Consider the following 15,186-nt stretch of genomic DNA (forward strand, 5'->3'; position numbering starts at 1 on the left):
TGACATGCTGGCTGACGTTGTATTGAATGCCTGTTCAACGGACCGGGCGCGATATGGGAAGACGGGGCTCGGCTGCAAAGGGGGTGTCAATGCGCAGTCTCGCGACCGGAACCGTCCTCGGCGCCATGCTGGGGGTGTCCTCCTTCGTGACCGCGGCCGCGGCCGACCCGGCCGCGTGCAAGACGGTCCGGTTCGCCGATGTCGGCTGGACCGACATCACCGCGACGACGGCGCTCGCCTCGCGCATCCTGGTCGGCCTCGGCTACACCCCGAAGACCCAGACCCTCTCGGTTCCGGTCACCTACGCCTCGCTCGGCGCCAAGACCATCGACGTCTTCCTCGGCAACTGGATGCCCACCATGGAGGCGGACCGGAAGCCCTATCTCGACAAGAAGGCGATCGAGGTCATCGGCCCGAACCTGACCGGGGCGAAGTACACCTTCGCGGTGCCGGACTACCTCTACAACGAAGGCCTGAAGAGCTTTTCGGACATCGCCAAGTTTCGGCGCCAGCTCAAGGGCAAGATCTACGGCATCGAGCCCGGCAACGACGGCAACCGGACGATCCTGACGATCATCAAGGACAACACCTACGGCCTCGGCAATTTCGACCTGGTCGAATCGAGCGAGCAGGGCATGCTCGCCCAGGTCGACCGGGCGATCCAGCGCAAGGAGCCGATCCTGTTCCTCGGCTGGGAGCCCCACCCGATGAACACCAAGTTCCCGATCCGCTACCTGTCGGGCGGCGACGACACCTTCGGGCCGAATTACGGCGGCGCCGAGATCTTCACCAACCTGCGCGCCGGCTACGCGGCCGAGTGTCCGAACCTCGGCCGGTTCTTCAAGAACCTGACCTTCGATCTCAACATGGAGAACGTGGTCATGGGCTCGATCCTGTTCGACGGGCTCGATCCCGACAAGGCCGCGGACAAGTGGCTGAAGGCCAATCCCGAGGCGTGGAAGCGCTGGCTGGCCGGCGTCGAGACCGTCGACGGCAAGCCCGGCCTGCCGGCCGAAGAGGCCTCGCTCGGCGTGAAGTGAGGCTCCGACCCCCGCGCTGCCGGCGCGTGCCGGCGGCGCTCCCGCGACGTCGCCCGGCGGAGGGATGTGCATGTACGACTGGATCGTCTCCCACAAGATCTCGCTCGGGATCTGGCTCAAGTACGGCGTCGACTTCCTGAACCGTCACGCCCAGTCGGTCTTCGACCTGATCTCGACCGTGCTCGGCGCGATGGTGCAGGGCCTCACCGACGGGCTCCTGGCGGTGCCGGCGCTCGCCCTGATCGGGATCTTTGCGGCGGGCGCCTACCTTCTCCACCGCTCGGTGGGGCTTGCCCTGTTCATCGTCGCCTCCCTGCTGCTCGTGGTGAATCTGGGCTACTGGGAAGCCACGATGGAGACCCTGTCGCTGGTGATCTGGTCGACGGCGACCTGCGTGCTGATCGGCGTGCCGGTCGGGATCCTGGCGGCGCACCGGCCGATGTTCTACGCGGCGATCCGCCCGTTCCTCGACCTGATGCAGACGATCCCGACCTTCGTCTACCTGATCCCGACCCTGGTGCTGTTCGGGCTCGGAACCGTGCCGGGCATCATCTCCACGGTGATCTTCGCCCTCCCGGCGCCGATCCGCCTGACCCAGCTCGGCATCGCCTCGGTCCCCCCGAGCCTGCGGGAGGCGGCTCTGGCCTACGGGGCGACGCGCTGGCAGATGCTCGTCAAGGTCGAGCTGCCGAGCGCGATGCCGACCATCCTGGCCGGCGTCACCCAGTGCATCATGCTGAGCCTGTCGATGGTGGTGATCGCCGCGCTCGTCGGCGCGGACGGCCTCGGCAAGCCGGTGGTGCGGGCCCTCAACACCGTCAACATCGCCATGGGCTTCGAGGCGGGCCTCGCCATCGTGGTGCTGGCGATCATCCTCGACCGCGTGTGCAAGCGGCCCGCGCCGCGCGGCCGGGGGACAGCGCCGTGAGGACCGTCCCATGAGCATCGTCGACGTGAAATCCTTCGCCCCCGCCATCCCCGTGCCGGCGAGCCCCGCCGCCGCGCAGAACGCCGTCGAGCTTCGCGACGTCGACATCGTGTTCGGGCGCAACGTCAAGGCCGCCCTGGCCCTGTCCGACCAGGGCGCCAGCCGGGAGGAGATCCGCCGGCAGGTCGACACCCTGATGGGGACCTTCAAGGTCAACCTCGACGTGAAGCGGGGCGAGATCTGCGTGCTGATGGGCCTGTCCGGCTCGGGCAAGTCCACCGTCCTGCGGGCGATCAACGGCCTCAACCGGGTGGCGCGCGGCAGCGTGCTCGTCCAGCACCGCGGCGAGGCGGTGGACCTGACCCGGTGCCGGTCCTCCGTCCTGCGGGACGTGCGGCTGAACACCGTCTCGATGGTGTTCCAGCAATTCGGCCTGCTGCCCTGGCGCAGCGTGCGCGACAATGTCGGCTTCGGCCTCGAGCTGCGCGGCATGCCCGTCGCGGAGCGGCGGCGGGTCGTCGACGAGAAGCTCGAGATGGTCGGGCTGGGAGCCTGGGCCGACAAGGCGGTCCAGGAATTGTCCGGCGGCATGCAGCAGCGGGTCGGCCTCGCCCGCGCCTTCGCGACGGATGCCGAGATCCTGCTGATGGACGAGCCGTTCTCGGCCCTCGATCCGCTGATCCGCGACAAGTTGCAGGACGACCTCCTGGAACTCCAGCGCAAGCTCAACCGGACGATCGTGTTCGTCAGCCACGACCTCGGCGAGGCGCTGAAGCTCGGCAACCGCATCGCCATCATGGAGGGCGGCCACGTCGTCCAGTTCGGCACCCCGACCGACATCGTCCTCAAGCCGGCCAACGCCTACGTGGCCGAGTTCGTCAAGCACATGAACCCGCTCGAAGTGCTCGACAGCGGCACGGTGATGACCCCCGTCTCGGCGCTGCGGCGGGAGGGCAACACGGTGCTCCTCGACCGGGGCGGCACCGTGCGGATCCATCTCGGCGCCGACGAGCGCCCGGTCATGGCGCAGATCGGGGATCGCCGGGAAACCCTGGCGCAGGCCGACCGGGCGGGGGCCTGCGGCGATGCCGGCCGGGTCGTCGTCGCCCCGATGGCCCTGCCGTTGCGGGCGGCGATCGACCTGCGCCTGCGCTCGCCCTACCCGATCGTCTTCGTGGACGAGCTCGGCCGCCTCGCCGGCCTGTGCGACCACACGGAGATCTATCGCGGCCTGCTCCAGAACACCTGATCGCCCCCGCCCGCCCCGTCACGCGAGGACGCCGTCATGACCATGCCCGATCCGCTCACCCCGGCGATCCGCCGCCCCTTCATCGACGGGCGCCCCGCCGCCGAGGCCGGCCGCCGCACCTTCCCGTCGATCAACCCGGCGACCGGGGCGGTGCTGGCCGAGGTCGAGCACGCCACCCGCGACGACCTCGAGGCGGCCATCGCCGCCGCCGCGCGGGGCCAGGCCGTCTGGGCCGCCCTGCCGGCGCGCGAGCGCGGCCGGGTGATGATGCGCGCCGTCGCGCTCCTGCGGGAGCGCAACGACGCGCTCGCCCATCTCGAGAGCCTCGACACCGGCAAGCCGATCGCCGAGACCCGGGCGGTCGACATCGCCACGGGCGCCGACGTCCTCGAATATTACGCCGGCTTGGCTGCCGCCATCGAGGGCCGCCAGATCCCCCTGCGGGAGACCTCCTTCGCCTATACGCGCCGGGAGCCGCTCGGGATCGTCGCGGGCATCGGCGCCTGGAACTACCCGATCCAGATCGCGCTCTGGAAGTCGGCCCCGGCGCTGGCGGCGGGCAACGCCATGCTGTTCAAGCCGAGCGAGGTGACGCCGCTGAGCGCGCTGGTCCTGGCCGAGATCTACACGGAGGCCGGCCTGCCCGACGGCGTGTTCAGCGTCCTGCCGGGGCTCGGCGGCGAGATCGGGGCCTGGCTCACCGGGCATCCGGCGGTGGCGAAGGTGTCGTTCACCGGCGGCACCGAGACCGGGGCCAAGGTCATGGCCGGGGCCGCGGGCTCGACCCTCAAGGAGGTGACGATGGAGCTCGGCGGCAAGTCGCCGCTCCTCGTCCTCGACGACGCCGACCTCGACCGCGCCGCCGACATCGCGGTGGCGGCGAACTTCTTCAGTTCGGGCCAGGTCTGCACCAACGGCACGCGGGTCTTCGTCCCGCATCACCTCATGGCGGCGTTCGAGGAGCGGGTGCTGTCGCGGGTCGCGCGCATCCGCCTCGGCGACCCGCTCGACGAGAGCACCAATTTCGGCCCGCTGGCGAGCCACGCCCACCGGGACAAGGTCCTGGCCTTCATCCGCTCCGGCGTGGAGGAGGGCGCCCGGCTGCTGACCGGCGGCGAGGCGGTCGGGGGCCGCTTCGCGGCGGGGGCCTACGTCGCCCCGACGGTGTTCACGGCCTGCCGGGACGACATGGAGATCGTCCGCGAGGAGATCTTCGGCCCGGTGATGACGCTGCTCGCCTACGACGACGAGGCGCAAGCCCTCGCCCGCGCCAACGCCACCCGCTACGGCCTCGCCGCCGGGGTGGTCACCCGCGACCTCGTCCGGGCACACCGGATCGTGCATGGCCTCCAGGCCGGCATCTGCTGGATCAACACCTGGGGCGAATCGCCTCCCGAGATGCCGGTGGGCGGGTTCAAGCAATCGGGGATCGGCCGGGAGAACGGCGTCGAGGCCCTCGACCGCTACACCCGCACCAAGTCGATCCAGGTCGAATTGGGCGAGTTCGCTCCGCAGTTCTGAGAACGGATGCGGCGACCGAGACGAGATCGACACGAGAACGGACACGGACACCATGCCCGAGACGCGCGTGAGCGAGTACGACTTCATCATCGTCGGAGCGGGATCCGCCGGCAACGTGCTCGCGACCCGGCTCACCGAGGATCCCGGCACGAGCGTGCTGCTGCTGGAGGCCGGCGGGCCGGATTACCGGCTCGACTTCCGCACGCAGATGCCGGCTGCGCTCGCCTATCCGCTCCAGGGGCGGCGCTACAACTGGGCCTATCTCACCGATCCCGAGCCGCACATGAACGGGCGCCGGATGGAGTGCGGCCGCGGCAAGGGGCTCGGCGGCTCCTCGCTCATCAACGGCATGTGCTACATCCGGGGCAACGCCCTCGACTACGACGGCTGGGCGCAGCTGCCCGGCCTCGCCGAGTGGTCCTACCACGATTGCCTGCCCTATTTCCGCAAGGCGGAGAGCCGCGACATCGGGCCCGACCCGTATCACGGCGGCGACGGCCCCTTGAGCGTCACCACGGCGAAACCCGGCCGCAACGTCCTGTTCGAGGCGATGGTCGAGGCCGGGGTGCAGGCGGGCTATCCCCGCACCACCGACCTGAACGGCCGGCAGCAGGAGGGCTTCGGGCCGATGGACCGGAGCGTGACCCCGGCGGGGCGCCGCTCCAGCACCGCCCGCGGCTATCTCGACCAGGCGCGGGGACGGCCGAACCTCACCATCGTCACCCACGCGCTGACCGACCGGATCCTGTTCGAGGGGCGCCGCGCGGTCGCGGTCGCCTATCGGCGCAAGGGCGGATCGACGACGGCGCGGGCGCGCCGCGAGGTGCTGGTCTGCTCCGGGGCGATCGCCTCGCCGCAGATCCTGCAACGCTCGGGCGTCGGCCCGGCCGACCTCCTGCGCGGCCTCGACATCCCGGTCGTGCAGGATCTTCCGGGGGTGGGCGAGAACCTCCAGGATCACCTGGAGATCTACGTCCAGTACGAGTGCCTGAAGCCGGTCTCGCTGGCGCCGGCGCTGAAAGTCTACAACCAGCCCCTGATCGGGGCGCAATGGCTGTTTACTGGCACCGGCATCGGCGCCAGCAACCAGTTCGAGGCGGGGGGCTTCATCCGGTCGAGCGACGATTTCGGCTGGCCGAACCTTCAGTACCACTTCCTGCCGCTCGCCATCAATTACAACGGCAGCAACGCGATCGAGACCCACGGCTTCCAGGCGCATGTCGGCTCGATGCGCTCGCCGAGCCGCGGGCGGGTGCGGCTCACCTCCCGCGATCCCGACGATCATCCGAGCATCCTGTTCAACTACATGTCGACGGAGCAGGATTGGCGCGAGTTCCGGGACGCGATCCGCATCACCCGCGAGATCATGGCGCAGCCGGCGCTCGACCCGTATCGCGGCCGCGAGATCAGCCCGGGACCGGCCCTGCGCAGCGATGCCGAGATCGACGCCTTCGTGCGTGCCCACGGCGAGACCGCCTATCATCCCTCGTGCTCGTGCAAGATGGGCACCGACGCGATGGCGGTGGTCGACGCGGAGGGCCGCGTGCACGGTCTCGAGGCCTTACGGGTGGTGGACGCCTCGATCATGCCGCTGATCGTCACCGGCAACCTCAACGCGCCGACCATCATGATGGCCGAGAAGATCGCCGACCGGATCCGGGGCCGCGCTCCGCTGCCGCGCAGCGACGCGCCCTACCACGTGGCGGGCGATGCCCCGGTCCGACGCCTCCCCGCCCGGGCGGCCTGAAGGCCGGCCGGCACCGGACACGGAGCCAGCTTGCGTAAGGTTCGCATGGACCGCGTGTGTCATACGAGCGTAATGCCTCTAGCTTAACGGTTCGCCGCTCGCGCCGTCGACTGATCAGCACGCAGACAAATTCGTTTCGTCGCGCGACCGTCCCGAATTCTCGCCAGGATACCCGACCCGCACTCAACCGCCGCGGGGCGGGCTCTTTTCGCAGCCCCCACCAGGAGGTTTATCCATGAAGCGCTCGTTCGGCTGGCTCCTCGGCCTCGCCTTTCTCGGCCTGTCAGGTCAGGCCGACGCGGCCGAGCTGACGCACTGGCCCAAGGAGGCCGCCAGCCGGATCGACGCGATGATCGCCGCGAATGCCAATACAGGCGCCTACGCGGTGTTTGACATGGACAACACGACCTACCGCAACGACCTGACCGAGGCCCTTCTGCCGTACCTCGAGATGAAGGGCGTGCTGACTCGCGAAAACCTCGATCCCTCGCTCAAGCTGGTCCCGTTCAAGGACAAGGACGGGCAGAAGGAGAGCCTGTACAGCTACTACAACCGGCTGTGCGAGATCGACGACCTGGTCTGCTATCCCTGGATCGCCCAGTCGTTCTCCGGGCTCACCCTGGCGCAGCTCAAGGTCCACCTCGACGAGATGATGAGTTCGGCCAAGCCGATCCCGACGACCTACTACGACGGCGACATTCTGAAGAAGACCGAGGTCAAGATTCCCCAACTCTTCCGCGGCATGCAGGAACTGTATGCCAAGCTGATGGAGAACGGGATCGAGGTCTACGTCATGACGGCGGCGCACGAGGAACTGGTGCGCATGGTCGCCTCCGATCCGCGCTACGGCTACAACGTCAAGCCGCAGAACGTGATCGGCGTCACGACGCTCCTCAAGGACCGCGCCACCGGCGCCCTGACGACGGCGCGCAAGCAGATCGCCGAGGGGCATTACGACCCGAAGGCCAACATGCCGCTCGAGATCACGCCGTACCTCTGGACGCCGGCGACCTGGTTCGCCGGTAAGTACGCGGCGATCCTGACCTACATCGCGCCGTGGAAGAAGGCCGTCCTGGTCGCGGGCGACACGCCGAAAAGCGACGGCTACATGCTGCTTCACGGTGTCGATACCACGAAGGGCGGCCTGCGCGTCTGGGTCGACCGGAAAGCCAAGTACCGCACCGAGATCGACGGGATGCAGAAGGCCGCGGCGGCGGATCAGGCCAAGAACGGCCTGCCGGGAACGGCGGACAAGAACTGGATCGTGGTCAAGCCGGACGATATTCAGTAGGGTCGATACGCCTTCCGGAAGGGGCGGGGGACGCGTTCGACCGGGCCGGCTCAAGCCCGGACGGGCGCCGGCGACGACGGGACTCGAGCCTGCGGCACGACGCCGTAGATCCGCCCCGCCGTGCCGAGGAAGAAGGCTTCCTGCTCCGCCGGGGGCAGGGCCGCGACGATCGCCTTGACGCCGTCGATCATCGGGGCGAGTTCCGCGCACAGGCTGTCGACCGGGAAGTTCGAGCCGAACATCACCCGGTCCGCCCCGAACAGATCGATCAGGGTCCGCACCACCGGCCCGTTCAGCTCCGGCGTCCAGGCCCGGCCCGGCTGGCCGAGGCCCGAGGCCTTGACGGCGACGTTCGGGCGGGCGGCGAAGCGGGCCATCGCATCGCGCCAGAGCCCGAGGCTATCGGGATCGCGGCGCGACGGCAGGCCGGCATGGTTGAGAATGATCGTGGTGTCGGGGAAGTCGCGGGCGAGTTCGACGGCCTCGTCGAGGTTCCACCACGGCGTCTGCAGGTCGAAGCACAGGCCGTGACCGCACAGGAGCGCGTAGCCGGCGCGCCAGATCTCGTCCGACATCAGGGTCCGGCACGTCCCGACCTCGTCGGGCGCGGCCGGGCCGCCCGGCTTGTGGCGCACGCTGCGCACCAGCGGGCAGGCGGCCTGTCCCGCCAGCACCGTCGCGACGTCGGCGCGGTCGAGCCAGGCCTGCGCGACGATCGCGTTGGGAAGGCCCCATTCGGCGGACAGCCCCGCGGCATAGGCGGTCTCGCCGAGCGGGTCGCCCGGGTCCCACTCGGTCTCGACATAGACGCTGGCGACGATGTCGTGCGGGCCGGCGTCGCGGCGGTACTCGTCCGGCAGGTAGCGCCGCTTGATCGCCTCGTAGTCGCCGTAGCGGAACGGGATTCGCACGCCGGGCTTCAGCCAGGGATGGGGGTTGCGGTCGGGCTCCCAGAAATGCTGGTGCGCGTCGAGGATCGGGCCGTCGTAGCGGGACATCGGCGCCTCGTTCAGGCTTTCGGGTAAGCGATCAACATCGTGCCGGCGACGTAGACGAGGGCGCAGGCGGCAAAGAACATCAGCACCGCCAGGTAGGCGCCGGTGGCCTGCAGGATCAGCCCGGTGAGGATCGGCACCGCGATGCCGCTGGCCGAGCCCGCGAAGTTCATGATCCCGCCGACGAGGCCGACCTTGTCCCTGGGCGCGAGCAGCGGCGGCAGGCTCCAGTAGAGGCTGCCCCAGTAGAGAAAGAAGAGCGTCACCGAGAGGAGCGCCACCGCGCCGACCGGATCGGCCACCTGCGGCAGGGCGACGAAGGTCGCGAAGACGGCGAGGCCGGAGACGCCCAGCATGCCCCGGTAGACGGCAGCCCGCGACCAGCCGCGGGCGAACAGGGCGTCGGCGGTGAAGCCGGCAAACAGCGAGCCCGACATGCCGGCGAGGAAGATCACGAAGGTCGCCGCGCCCATCTGCTTGAGGTCGAAGCCGCGGGCCTGGGCAAGGTAGCTCGGGCCCCAGGTGAGCAGGCCGAAATTGATCATCGCCCAGGCCATCCGGCCGAGCATCAGGCCGGCGAGCGAGCGGGCGGTGATCCGGGACGGAGCTTCCGAGGCGCGCCCGCCCTCCGGCACGGCCCGGATGGCGGCGAGTTCGGCGGCGTTGACCTGCGGATGCATCGCGGGATCGTCGCGCAGGATGCGCCAGGCCAGCGCCCCGAGGGCGATGGTGCCGAGGCCGGCGGCCAGGAAAGCGAGGCGCCAGGAATCGAGGGCGAGGATCAGGAACGAGATGATGACGCCGCCGAAGGCGGCCCCGAGGGGCGAGCCCGAATCCATCAGCACCGCGCCCCGGCCCCGCTCCTGCGGCGACAGCCAGATCGCGTTGAGCTTGGCGCCGGCGGGAAACAGCGGCGCTTCCGCCGCGCCGAGGCCGAGCCGGGTCAGGAGGAGCGACAGCCCGCCGGTCGCGAAGGCGGCCAGCGACTGGAACAGCCCCCAGGCGAGGGTGGCGCCCGCCATCAGGCGGCGCGGGCCGTAGCGGTCGATGAGCCAGCCGCCCGGCACCTGGAGCAGCGCGTAGGTCCAGAAGAAGGCCGAAAGGATCACGCCCTGCATCGTCGGCGAGAGGTCGAACTCGCGGGCGATGGTCGGCATCGCGATCGACAGGGCGGTGCGGTCGATCAGGTTGATGACGACGAGCGCGAACACGACCGCGAAGATGCGCCAGCGCACCCGCGTGGCGGCGGCGCTCGCGACGGCGCCGGATCCGGCGATGGTGGCGTCCATGGGGTGTTTCCTCCATTGGTCCGCCCCGGGGCTCTCCCGGCCCCTTGGGCGGTGATGGTTGCGGCGGCGCCCTGCTCAGCGGTTCACCAGCCGGGCCGGGATCAGGAAGATCAGGCCCGCGGCCAGCACCAGGGTCGCGGCGAGGAACAGGATCGAGAGCTCGGTCTTGCCGGTCGCCTGCGAGGTCCAGCCGACGATGGCCGGGCCGAAGAAGCCCGAGAGGTTGGCAAACGAGTTCAGCACCGCGAGCCCGCCCGCCGCGGCGACGCCCGAGAGCATGGCGGTCGGCAGGTTCCAGAACAGCGGCGGGATGGCGAGGATGCCCGCGGTGGCGATGCAGAGCGCGAACACGCCGAGGACCGGCTGGCTCTGCCACAGCACCGAGAGCCCGAGGCCGACCGCGCCCGTCAGGTAGAGCCCGGCGAGGTGCCAGCGGCGCTCGCGGAACCGGTCGGAGCTGCGGCTGACGAGCACCATCGAGGCGATGGCGCACAGGCTCGGCAGGGCTGAGACCAATCCGACCATCGCCGGATCCTTGACGCCCATATTGGTGATGAGCGTCGGCAGCCAGAAGTTCAGGCCGTAGAGGCACAGGTTGCAGATGAAGAAGATCCCGGTCATCAGGATCAGGTAGCGGTTGGTCAACGCGGCACGCAGGGTCAGCGCGGGCTTGGCCGCCCGCTCCGCGGCGAGGTCCTCGGCGATCGCCGCCTTCTCCGGCGCGTCGAGCCAGCGCGCCTGCTCGACCCGGTCCTCGAGCAGCAGCAGCAGGGCGATGCCGATGACGACGCTCGGCAGCGATTCGAGCAGGAACAGCCACTGCCAGCCGGCATAGCCGAGCACACCCGACATCCTTCCGAGGATCAGGCCCGAGACCGGGCCGCCGATCAGCCCGGCGACGCCGAGCCCGATGAAGAACAGGCCGACGACCCGGCCCCGGCGCTCGGCCGGGAACCAGGCGCTCAGGTAATAGATCACGCCGGGCATGAAGCCGGCCTCGGCGAGACCGAGGGCGAAGCGCACGGCGTAGAACTGCCAGGCGGTCTGCACCAGCATCGTCGCGGCCGAGATCAGGCCCCACGTCACCATGATCCGGGCGAGCCAGGTGCGGGCGCCGACCCGGTGCAGGATCAGGTTGCTCGGCAACTCGAACAGGAAGTAGCCGAGAAAGAAGATGCCGGCGCCGGCGCCGTAGACCGCGTCGCTGAATTGCAGGTCGGAGGCCATCTGGAGCTTGGCGAAGCCGACATTGACCCTGTCGAGATAGGCCGCGAGGAAGGCCAGGATCAGCAGCGGCACGATGCGCGCCGTCGCCTTCCTGTAGGCCGAATCCCGGATCGAGAGGCCGGCGCTCGCGGCCGGCATGGCGATGGTGGACATAACGGTTTCCTCCCACGAATTGTCTGGCGTTGCGGGGGTTGTTGTTGGTCGTCGCGTGTCGATCACATCCGGTAGACGCGCCGGGCGGTCTCCGAGAACACCTTGCGCAGCCGCTCCGGATCGCGGGTGCCGAGGCCGCGCATCACCGCCGTGACGATCCTGGGCACGTCGGCCGAGAGGCCGCTGACCGGCAGGTTGCTGGCGAACATCACGCGGTCGTCGCCGAAGAGCGCGACCGTCTCGGCGACCACCCGCACGGTGCTGGCCTCGTCGAAGCGCCCGCCGCGCAGGCCGAACTCGGAGAGCTTGACGCTGACCTGCGGCAAGGCCGCCAGGGCCTCCATGCCCCGGCGCCAGGCGGACAGCCCGGCCTCGGAGCGGTCGAGCGGCAGGCCGCAATGGTTGAGCACGACGGACAAGCCCGGCAGCCCGGCCACGACCGCGGCGGCCTCCGTCAGGTGCCAGAACGGCACCCGCAAATCCCAGGACAGGCCGTGCGCGGGGAGGCGCGCGAGGCCCGCACGCCAGATCTCGTCCTGGAGCGAGCCCGCCTCGCCGGCGACCGACAGGCCGGGTGCCGCGGCGGTGACCGGCTTCGAGCGGACGCCCCGGAAGGCGGGGCTCCGGCGATGCGCGGCCAGCACCGCATCGAGGTCGTGCTGGAGGAACGAGACGTGGCCGACCGTGACGCCCGGCAGGCCGTCGCGGGCCCGCACGGCGTCGAGAAAGCGGGTCTCCGCCACCTGCTCGTCGCGGGCGCGCTCCGCCTCGACATGGACGGTCGCGGCGAGGCGGAGCGGCCGGCAATCCCGCCGCAGGTCGGCGACCGCGTAGTCGCGGCGCAAGGCTTCGTAGGGGCCGAGGAAGAACGCCGCGCCGGCATAGCCCTCCTGGAGCCAGGGATAATGGCCGTCCTGCAAGGCCCAGAGGTGGTGATGGGCGTCGACGATTCCCTCGGGCAGGATCTCGTTCAGGAAGGAGATGGGATCGGCCATGGCGGCGCTCACTCGGCCGGGACCGTGTGGGCGACGGCCGGGGCTGAGCCCGCGACCTGCACCTGGGGCTTGATCCGGAAGGTCGCGGCGGCGCCGACGAGGAGCAGGCCGATCGAGCCGGCGAAGGGCAGGGTCCAGTTCCCGGTGGCGTCGATGATGAGGCCGAACAGGATCGGCGAGAGGATGCCGGCCACCGCCGAGCCCGCATTCATCAGCCCGCTCGCGGTGCCGGCGTGGCGCGGCGCCACGTCCATCGGCACGGCCCAGATCGGCCCGATCGTCAATTCGATCATGAAGAACGCGCCGCTGAGCAGGAGCGCGATGGCGGTGAGGTCGCGCACGAACAGGACCGGGACCAGGAAGGCGGCGGCGCCCAGGAAGCTGACCAGGATGACCCGGGCGCGCGCCGCCTCCAGGCTGCCGGTGCGGCGGTAGACCCAGTCGCAGATCACCCCGCCGACGGTGTCGCCGACGACGCCGGCGAAGAACACGCCGGAGGACAGGATCGCCGAGTTCTTGATGTCGAGATCGTAGCCGTGCTTGAAGAATACCGGCAGCCAGGTGAAGAACAGCCAGCCGGTCCAGCCGTAGCAGAAATAGACCATCATGGTCGGGGCCATGCGGCGCAGGAGCGGTCCCCACGGCACCGCGTCGGCCTTGCCCTTGCTCAAGTCGTAGGGCGGCACGTCGGCGAGGTCGTCGGCGATCACGCCGCGATGGGTGCGCGGATCGTCCCGGAAGTAGCGCCACCAGGCCGCGACCCAGACGGCGGTGACCGCGCCCAGCACCACGAACGACATCCGCCACGACAGGGTGAGGATGAGGAGGGCGACGAGCGGCGGGGTGACCGCGTTGCCCAGGCGCGAGCAGGAATGGGTGATCCCCTGCGCGAAGCCGCGCCGGGCGCGCGGCGTCCAGTTGGTGAGGGCCCGGCCGGCGGCGGGGAGCGTCGCGCCCTCGCCGATGCCGAGGACGAAGCGCACGGCGAGCAAGGCCGCAAAGCTGCCGACGAGCCCGGTGCCGATCGTGGTCAGAACCCAGATCAGGCCGCAGACCAGCAGCGTCACCCGCGAGCCGATCCGGTCGGCGATCCAGCCGCCGATCACCTGGAACACCGCGTAGGAATAGGCGAAGGCCGAGAAGGCGATGCCGAGCTGGGTGTTGGTCATCCCCAGCTCGGCCTGGATCGAGGAGGCCGCCGTCGACAGGTTGACCCGGTCGACGTAGAGCAGGAACGACATCGTGGAGAGCAGGATCAGGACGTTGAGCGGCGCGCCTCCGCGGCGATACCCGAACATGATTTCCTCCCGTCGTCATGGTTTTTCATGATCGTGCGGTTTCTTGTTTTGATTTTTATCGATTGTCTGCTTCGCCTCGCCCTCGACCTCATCCTGAGGTGTCGGTCGATCAGCGATCGACTGACCTCGAAGGAGGCCTCCAGAAGCCGCAGCTTTGGCTGAAGCCCTCCTTCGAGGCTGCTGCAAGCAGCAGCACCTCAGGATGAGGTCGCGAGTGGGGTACCGGTGACGTCGTCGCGCAGATTGCGCCGGTCAGGCGCTCACGCCGCCTGCCGCACCGCGCCCCTGCCGGCCATCCGGGCGGCGAGCAGCAGGGCAGCCCGGCTGGCGCCGGGATTGGCGATGCCCTGGCCGGCGATGTCGTAGGCCGAGCCGTGGGCGGGAGTGCAGATCGGGAAGGGGAAGCCGCCGAGCAGGGTCACGCCGCGGTCGAAGCCGATGAGCTTCATGGCGATCTGGCCCTGGTCGTGGTACATCGTCAGCACCGCGTCGAAGGCTCCCTTGGTGGCCCGCAGGAAGACGGTGTCGGGCGGAAACGGCCCCTGCGCGTCGATGCCCTCCCGCCGGCCGGCCGCGACGGCGGGCGCGATGATCGCGTCGTCCTCGTGGCCGAAATTGCCGCCGTCGCCGGCATGCGGGTTGAGGCCCGCCACCGCGATGCGCGGCGCGGGAAATCCGCTGTCCTTGAGCGAGCGATCGGTGAGCCGCAGGCCTTCCAGCACGGCATCGTAGGTGATGAGCGAGGCCACCGCCGAGAGCGGCACGTGCGAGGTGATGCGGGCGTTCCACAATCCTTCGAGGATGTTGAACTCCTTGGCCGGGACATCCGCGAGCCCCAGCACCTCGGCGGTGAAGCCGATCTCGTCGTCGTAGGGCGGGTGAGCGAGGCGCATCGCCGCCTTGTTGAACGGGGTGAAGCAGACCGCGCCCGCGACGCCCGAGGCGGCGAGGCCGATCGCCTCGCGGAAGTTGCGCAGCGCGAAGGCGCCGCCCTCCCGCTGCACCTCGCCCAGCGTGATCCCGTCGGGGTCGAGATGGCCGAGATCGAGCAGCACCGGACGCTCGCCGGGCGTCGGATCCTGGCCCGGCCGCCGCACCTCGACGTCGAGGGACAGGCCGGCCTGCGCCGCGCCGCGTTCCAGGACGCGGGCATCGCCGACGATCAGCAGGCGGGCGGCGGAGCGGATCTCCGGATCGGCCGCGACCTTGGCGGCGAGCTCGGGTCCGATCCCCGCCGGATCGCCGATGGCGACGGCGAGGACGGGGCGCAGCGGGTCGGCGGACGAGTCGGGCATGCGGGAGACCTGGCTTTTGCTCGGATCGACCCGTTCTATAGATCCGCGATGTCCTGCACGCAAGAATGCTGTATGCAGGAATACAGGATGCGACGGTGTTTGTGGGCCTATGACAGGTCGCGAGTGGAGGGAGACGGAGCCTCATGCTAGGAGGGCCG

The 15,186-nt window shown here is 69.8% G+C and carries 12 protein-coding genes; 6 read left to right on the forward strand and 6 right to left on the reverse strand.

Annotated features, from left to right (window positions below; genetic code table 11):
* Positions 1-89 precede the first annotated feature (89 nt).
* The 6 genes from HBB12_RS32220 to pchP all read left to right on the forward strand — a co-directional run bounded on the left by HBB12_RS32220 (position 90) and on the right by pchP (position 7,776).
* A complete protein-coding gene (locus tag HBB12_RS32220; protein WP_442919390.1) occupies positions 90-1,040 on the forward strand; it encodes a choline ABC transporter substrate-binding protein in 951 nt (316 codons plus the stop codon).
* Between the two features lie 70 nt (positions 1,041-1,110).
* Positions 1,111-1,968 (forward strand): choline ABC transporter permease subunit, encoded by an 858-nt coding sequence (gene choW / locus HBB12_RS32225; protein WP_236993154.1) that lies wholly within the window; start codon positions 1,111-1,113, stop codon positions 1,966-1,968.
* 10 nt (positions 1,969-1,978) lie between these two features.
* Positions 1,979-3,217 carry a choline ABC transporter ATP-binding protein gene (choV, locus tag HBB12_RS32230; RefSeq protein WP_236993155.1) on the forward strand — a complete coding sequence of 413 codons (1,239 nt, stop codon included), beginning with the start codon at positions 1,979-1,981 and terminating at the stop codon, positions 3,215-3,217.
* A 42-nt stretch (positions 3,218-3,259) separates the two neighbouring features.
* A complete protein-coding gene (betB, locus tag HBB12_RS32235; protein ID WP_236993530.1) occupies positions 3,260-4,738 on the forward strand; it encodes a betaine-aldehyde dehydrogenase in 1,479 nt (492 codons plus the stop codon).
* Between the two features lie 52 nt (positions 4,739-4,790).
* Positions 4,791-6,485 (forward strand): choline dehydrogenase, encoded by a 1,695-nt coding sequence (betA, locus tag HBB12_RS32240; protein ID WP_236993156.1) that lies wholly within the window; start codon positions 4,791-4,793, stop codon positions 6,483-6,485.
* Between the two features lie 235 nt (positions 6,486-6,720).
* A complete protein-coding gene (gene pchP / locus HBB12_RS32245; RefSeq protein ID WP_236993157.1) occupies positions 6,721-7,776 on the forward strand; it encodes a phosphorylcholine phosphatase PcpP in 1,056 nt (351 codons plus the stop codon).
* A gap of 50 nt (positions 7,777-7,826) precedes the next feature.
* On the opposite strand, the gene HBB12_RS32250 is transcribed toward pchP, so the two are convergent.
* From HBB12_RS32250 to HBB12_RS32275, 6 genes are all read right to left on the reverse strand, one after another.
* Positions 7,827-8,774, reverse strand: a complete 948-nt coding sequence (locus tag HBB12_RS32250; protein WP_236993158.1) for an amidohydrolase family protein — start codon at positions 8,772-8,774, stop codon at positions 7,827-7,829.
* Between the two features lie 11 nt (positions 8,775-8,785).
* Positions 8,786-10,060, reverse strand: coding sequence for an MFS transporter (locus HBB12_RS32255; protein WP_236993159.1), 1,275 nt, complete (start codon positions 10,058-10,060; stop codon positions 8,786-8,788).
* Between the two features lie 75 nt (positions 10,061-10,135).
* Entirely contained in the window at positions 10,136-11,440 is a 1,305-nt protein-coding gene (locus tag HBB12_RS32260; protein WP_236993160.1) for an MFS transporter, read from the reverse strand.
* A 62-nt stretch (positions 11,441-11,502) separates the two neighbouring features.
* Positions 11,503-12,435, reverse strand: a complete 933-nt coding sequence (locus HBB12_RS32265; protein WP_236993161.1) for an amidohydrolase family protein — start codon at positions 12,433-12,435, stop codon at positions 11,503-11,505.
* A gap of 8 nt (positions 12,436-12,443) precedes the next feature.
* Complete coding sequence (locus HBB12_RS32270; RefSeq protein WP_236993162.1) at positions 12,444-13,733, reverse strand: MFS transporter; 1,290 nt, start codon at positions 13,731-13,733, stop codon at positions 12,444-12,446.
* 260 nt (positions 13,734-13,993) lie between these two features.
* Entirely contained in the window at positions 13,994-15,028 is a 1,035-nt protein-coding gene (locus HBB12_RS32275; protein WP_236993163.1) for a 4-hydroxythreonine-4-phosphate dehydrogenase PdxA, read from the reverse strand.
* Positions 15,029-15,186: the final 158 nt, after the last annotated feature.

Origin of the sequence: Methylobacterium sp. SyP6R, from assembly GCF_019216885.1 — a bacterium.
Taxonomy (GTDB): domain Bacteria; phylum Pseudomonadota; class Alphaproteobacteria; order Rhizobiales; family Beijerinckiaceae; genus Methylobacterium.

Excerpts from the sequence above, each read along its gene's own strand:
- HBB12_RS32265 (WP_236993161.1), bottom strand. The coding sequence starts at position 12,435 with ATGGCCGATCCCATCTCCTTCCTGAACGAGATCCTGCCCGAGGGAATC.
- HBB12_RS32275 (WP_236993163.1), bottom strand. The coding sequence starts at position 15,028 with ATGCCCGACTCGTCCGCCGACCCGCTGCGCCCCGTCCTCGCCGTCGCC.
- betA (WP_236993156.1), top strand. The coding sequence starts at position 4,791 with ATGCCCGAGACGCGCGTGAGCGAGTACGACTTCATCATCGTCGGAGCG.
- choV (WP_236993155.1), top strand. The coding sequence starts at position 1,979 with ATGAGCATCGTCGACGTGAAATCCTTCGCCCCCGCCATCCCCGTGCCG.
- HBB12_RS32255 (WP_236993159.1), bottom strand. The coding sequence starts at position 10,060 with ATGGACGCCACCATCGCCGGATCCGGCGCCGTCGCGAGCGCCGCCGCC.
- HBB12_RS32220 (WP_442919390.1), top strand. The coding sequence starts at position 90 with ATGCGCAGTCTCGCGACCGGAACCGTCCTCGGCGCCATGCTGGGGGTG.
- choW (WP_236993154.1), top strand. The coding sequence starts at position 1,111 with ATGTACGACTGGATCGTCTCCCACAAGATCTCGCTCGGGATCTGGCTC.
- HBB12_RS32250 (WP_236993158.1), bottom strand. The coding sequence starts at position 8,774 with ATGTCCCGCTACGACGGCCCGATCCTCGACGCGCACCAGCATTTCTGG.
- pchP (WP_236993157.1), top strand. The coding sequence starts at position 6,721 with ATGAAGCGCTCGTTCGGCTGGCTCCTCGGCCTCGCCTTTCTCGGCCTG.
- HBB12_RS32270 (WP_236993162.1), bottom strand. The coding sequence starts at position 13,733 with ATGTTCGGGTATCGCCGCGGAGGCGCGCCGCTCAACGTCCTGATCCTG.
- betB (WP_236993530.1), top strand. The coding sequence starts at position 3,260 with ATGCCCGATCCGCTCACCCCGGCGATCCGCCGCCCCTTCATCGACGGG.
- HBB12_RS32260 (WP_236993160.1), bottom strand. The coding sequence starts at position 11,440 with ATGTCCACCATCGCCATGCCGGCCGCGAGCGCCGGCCTCTCGATCCGG.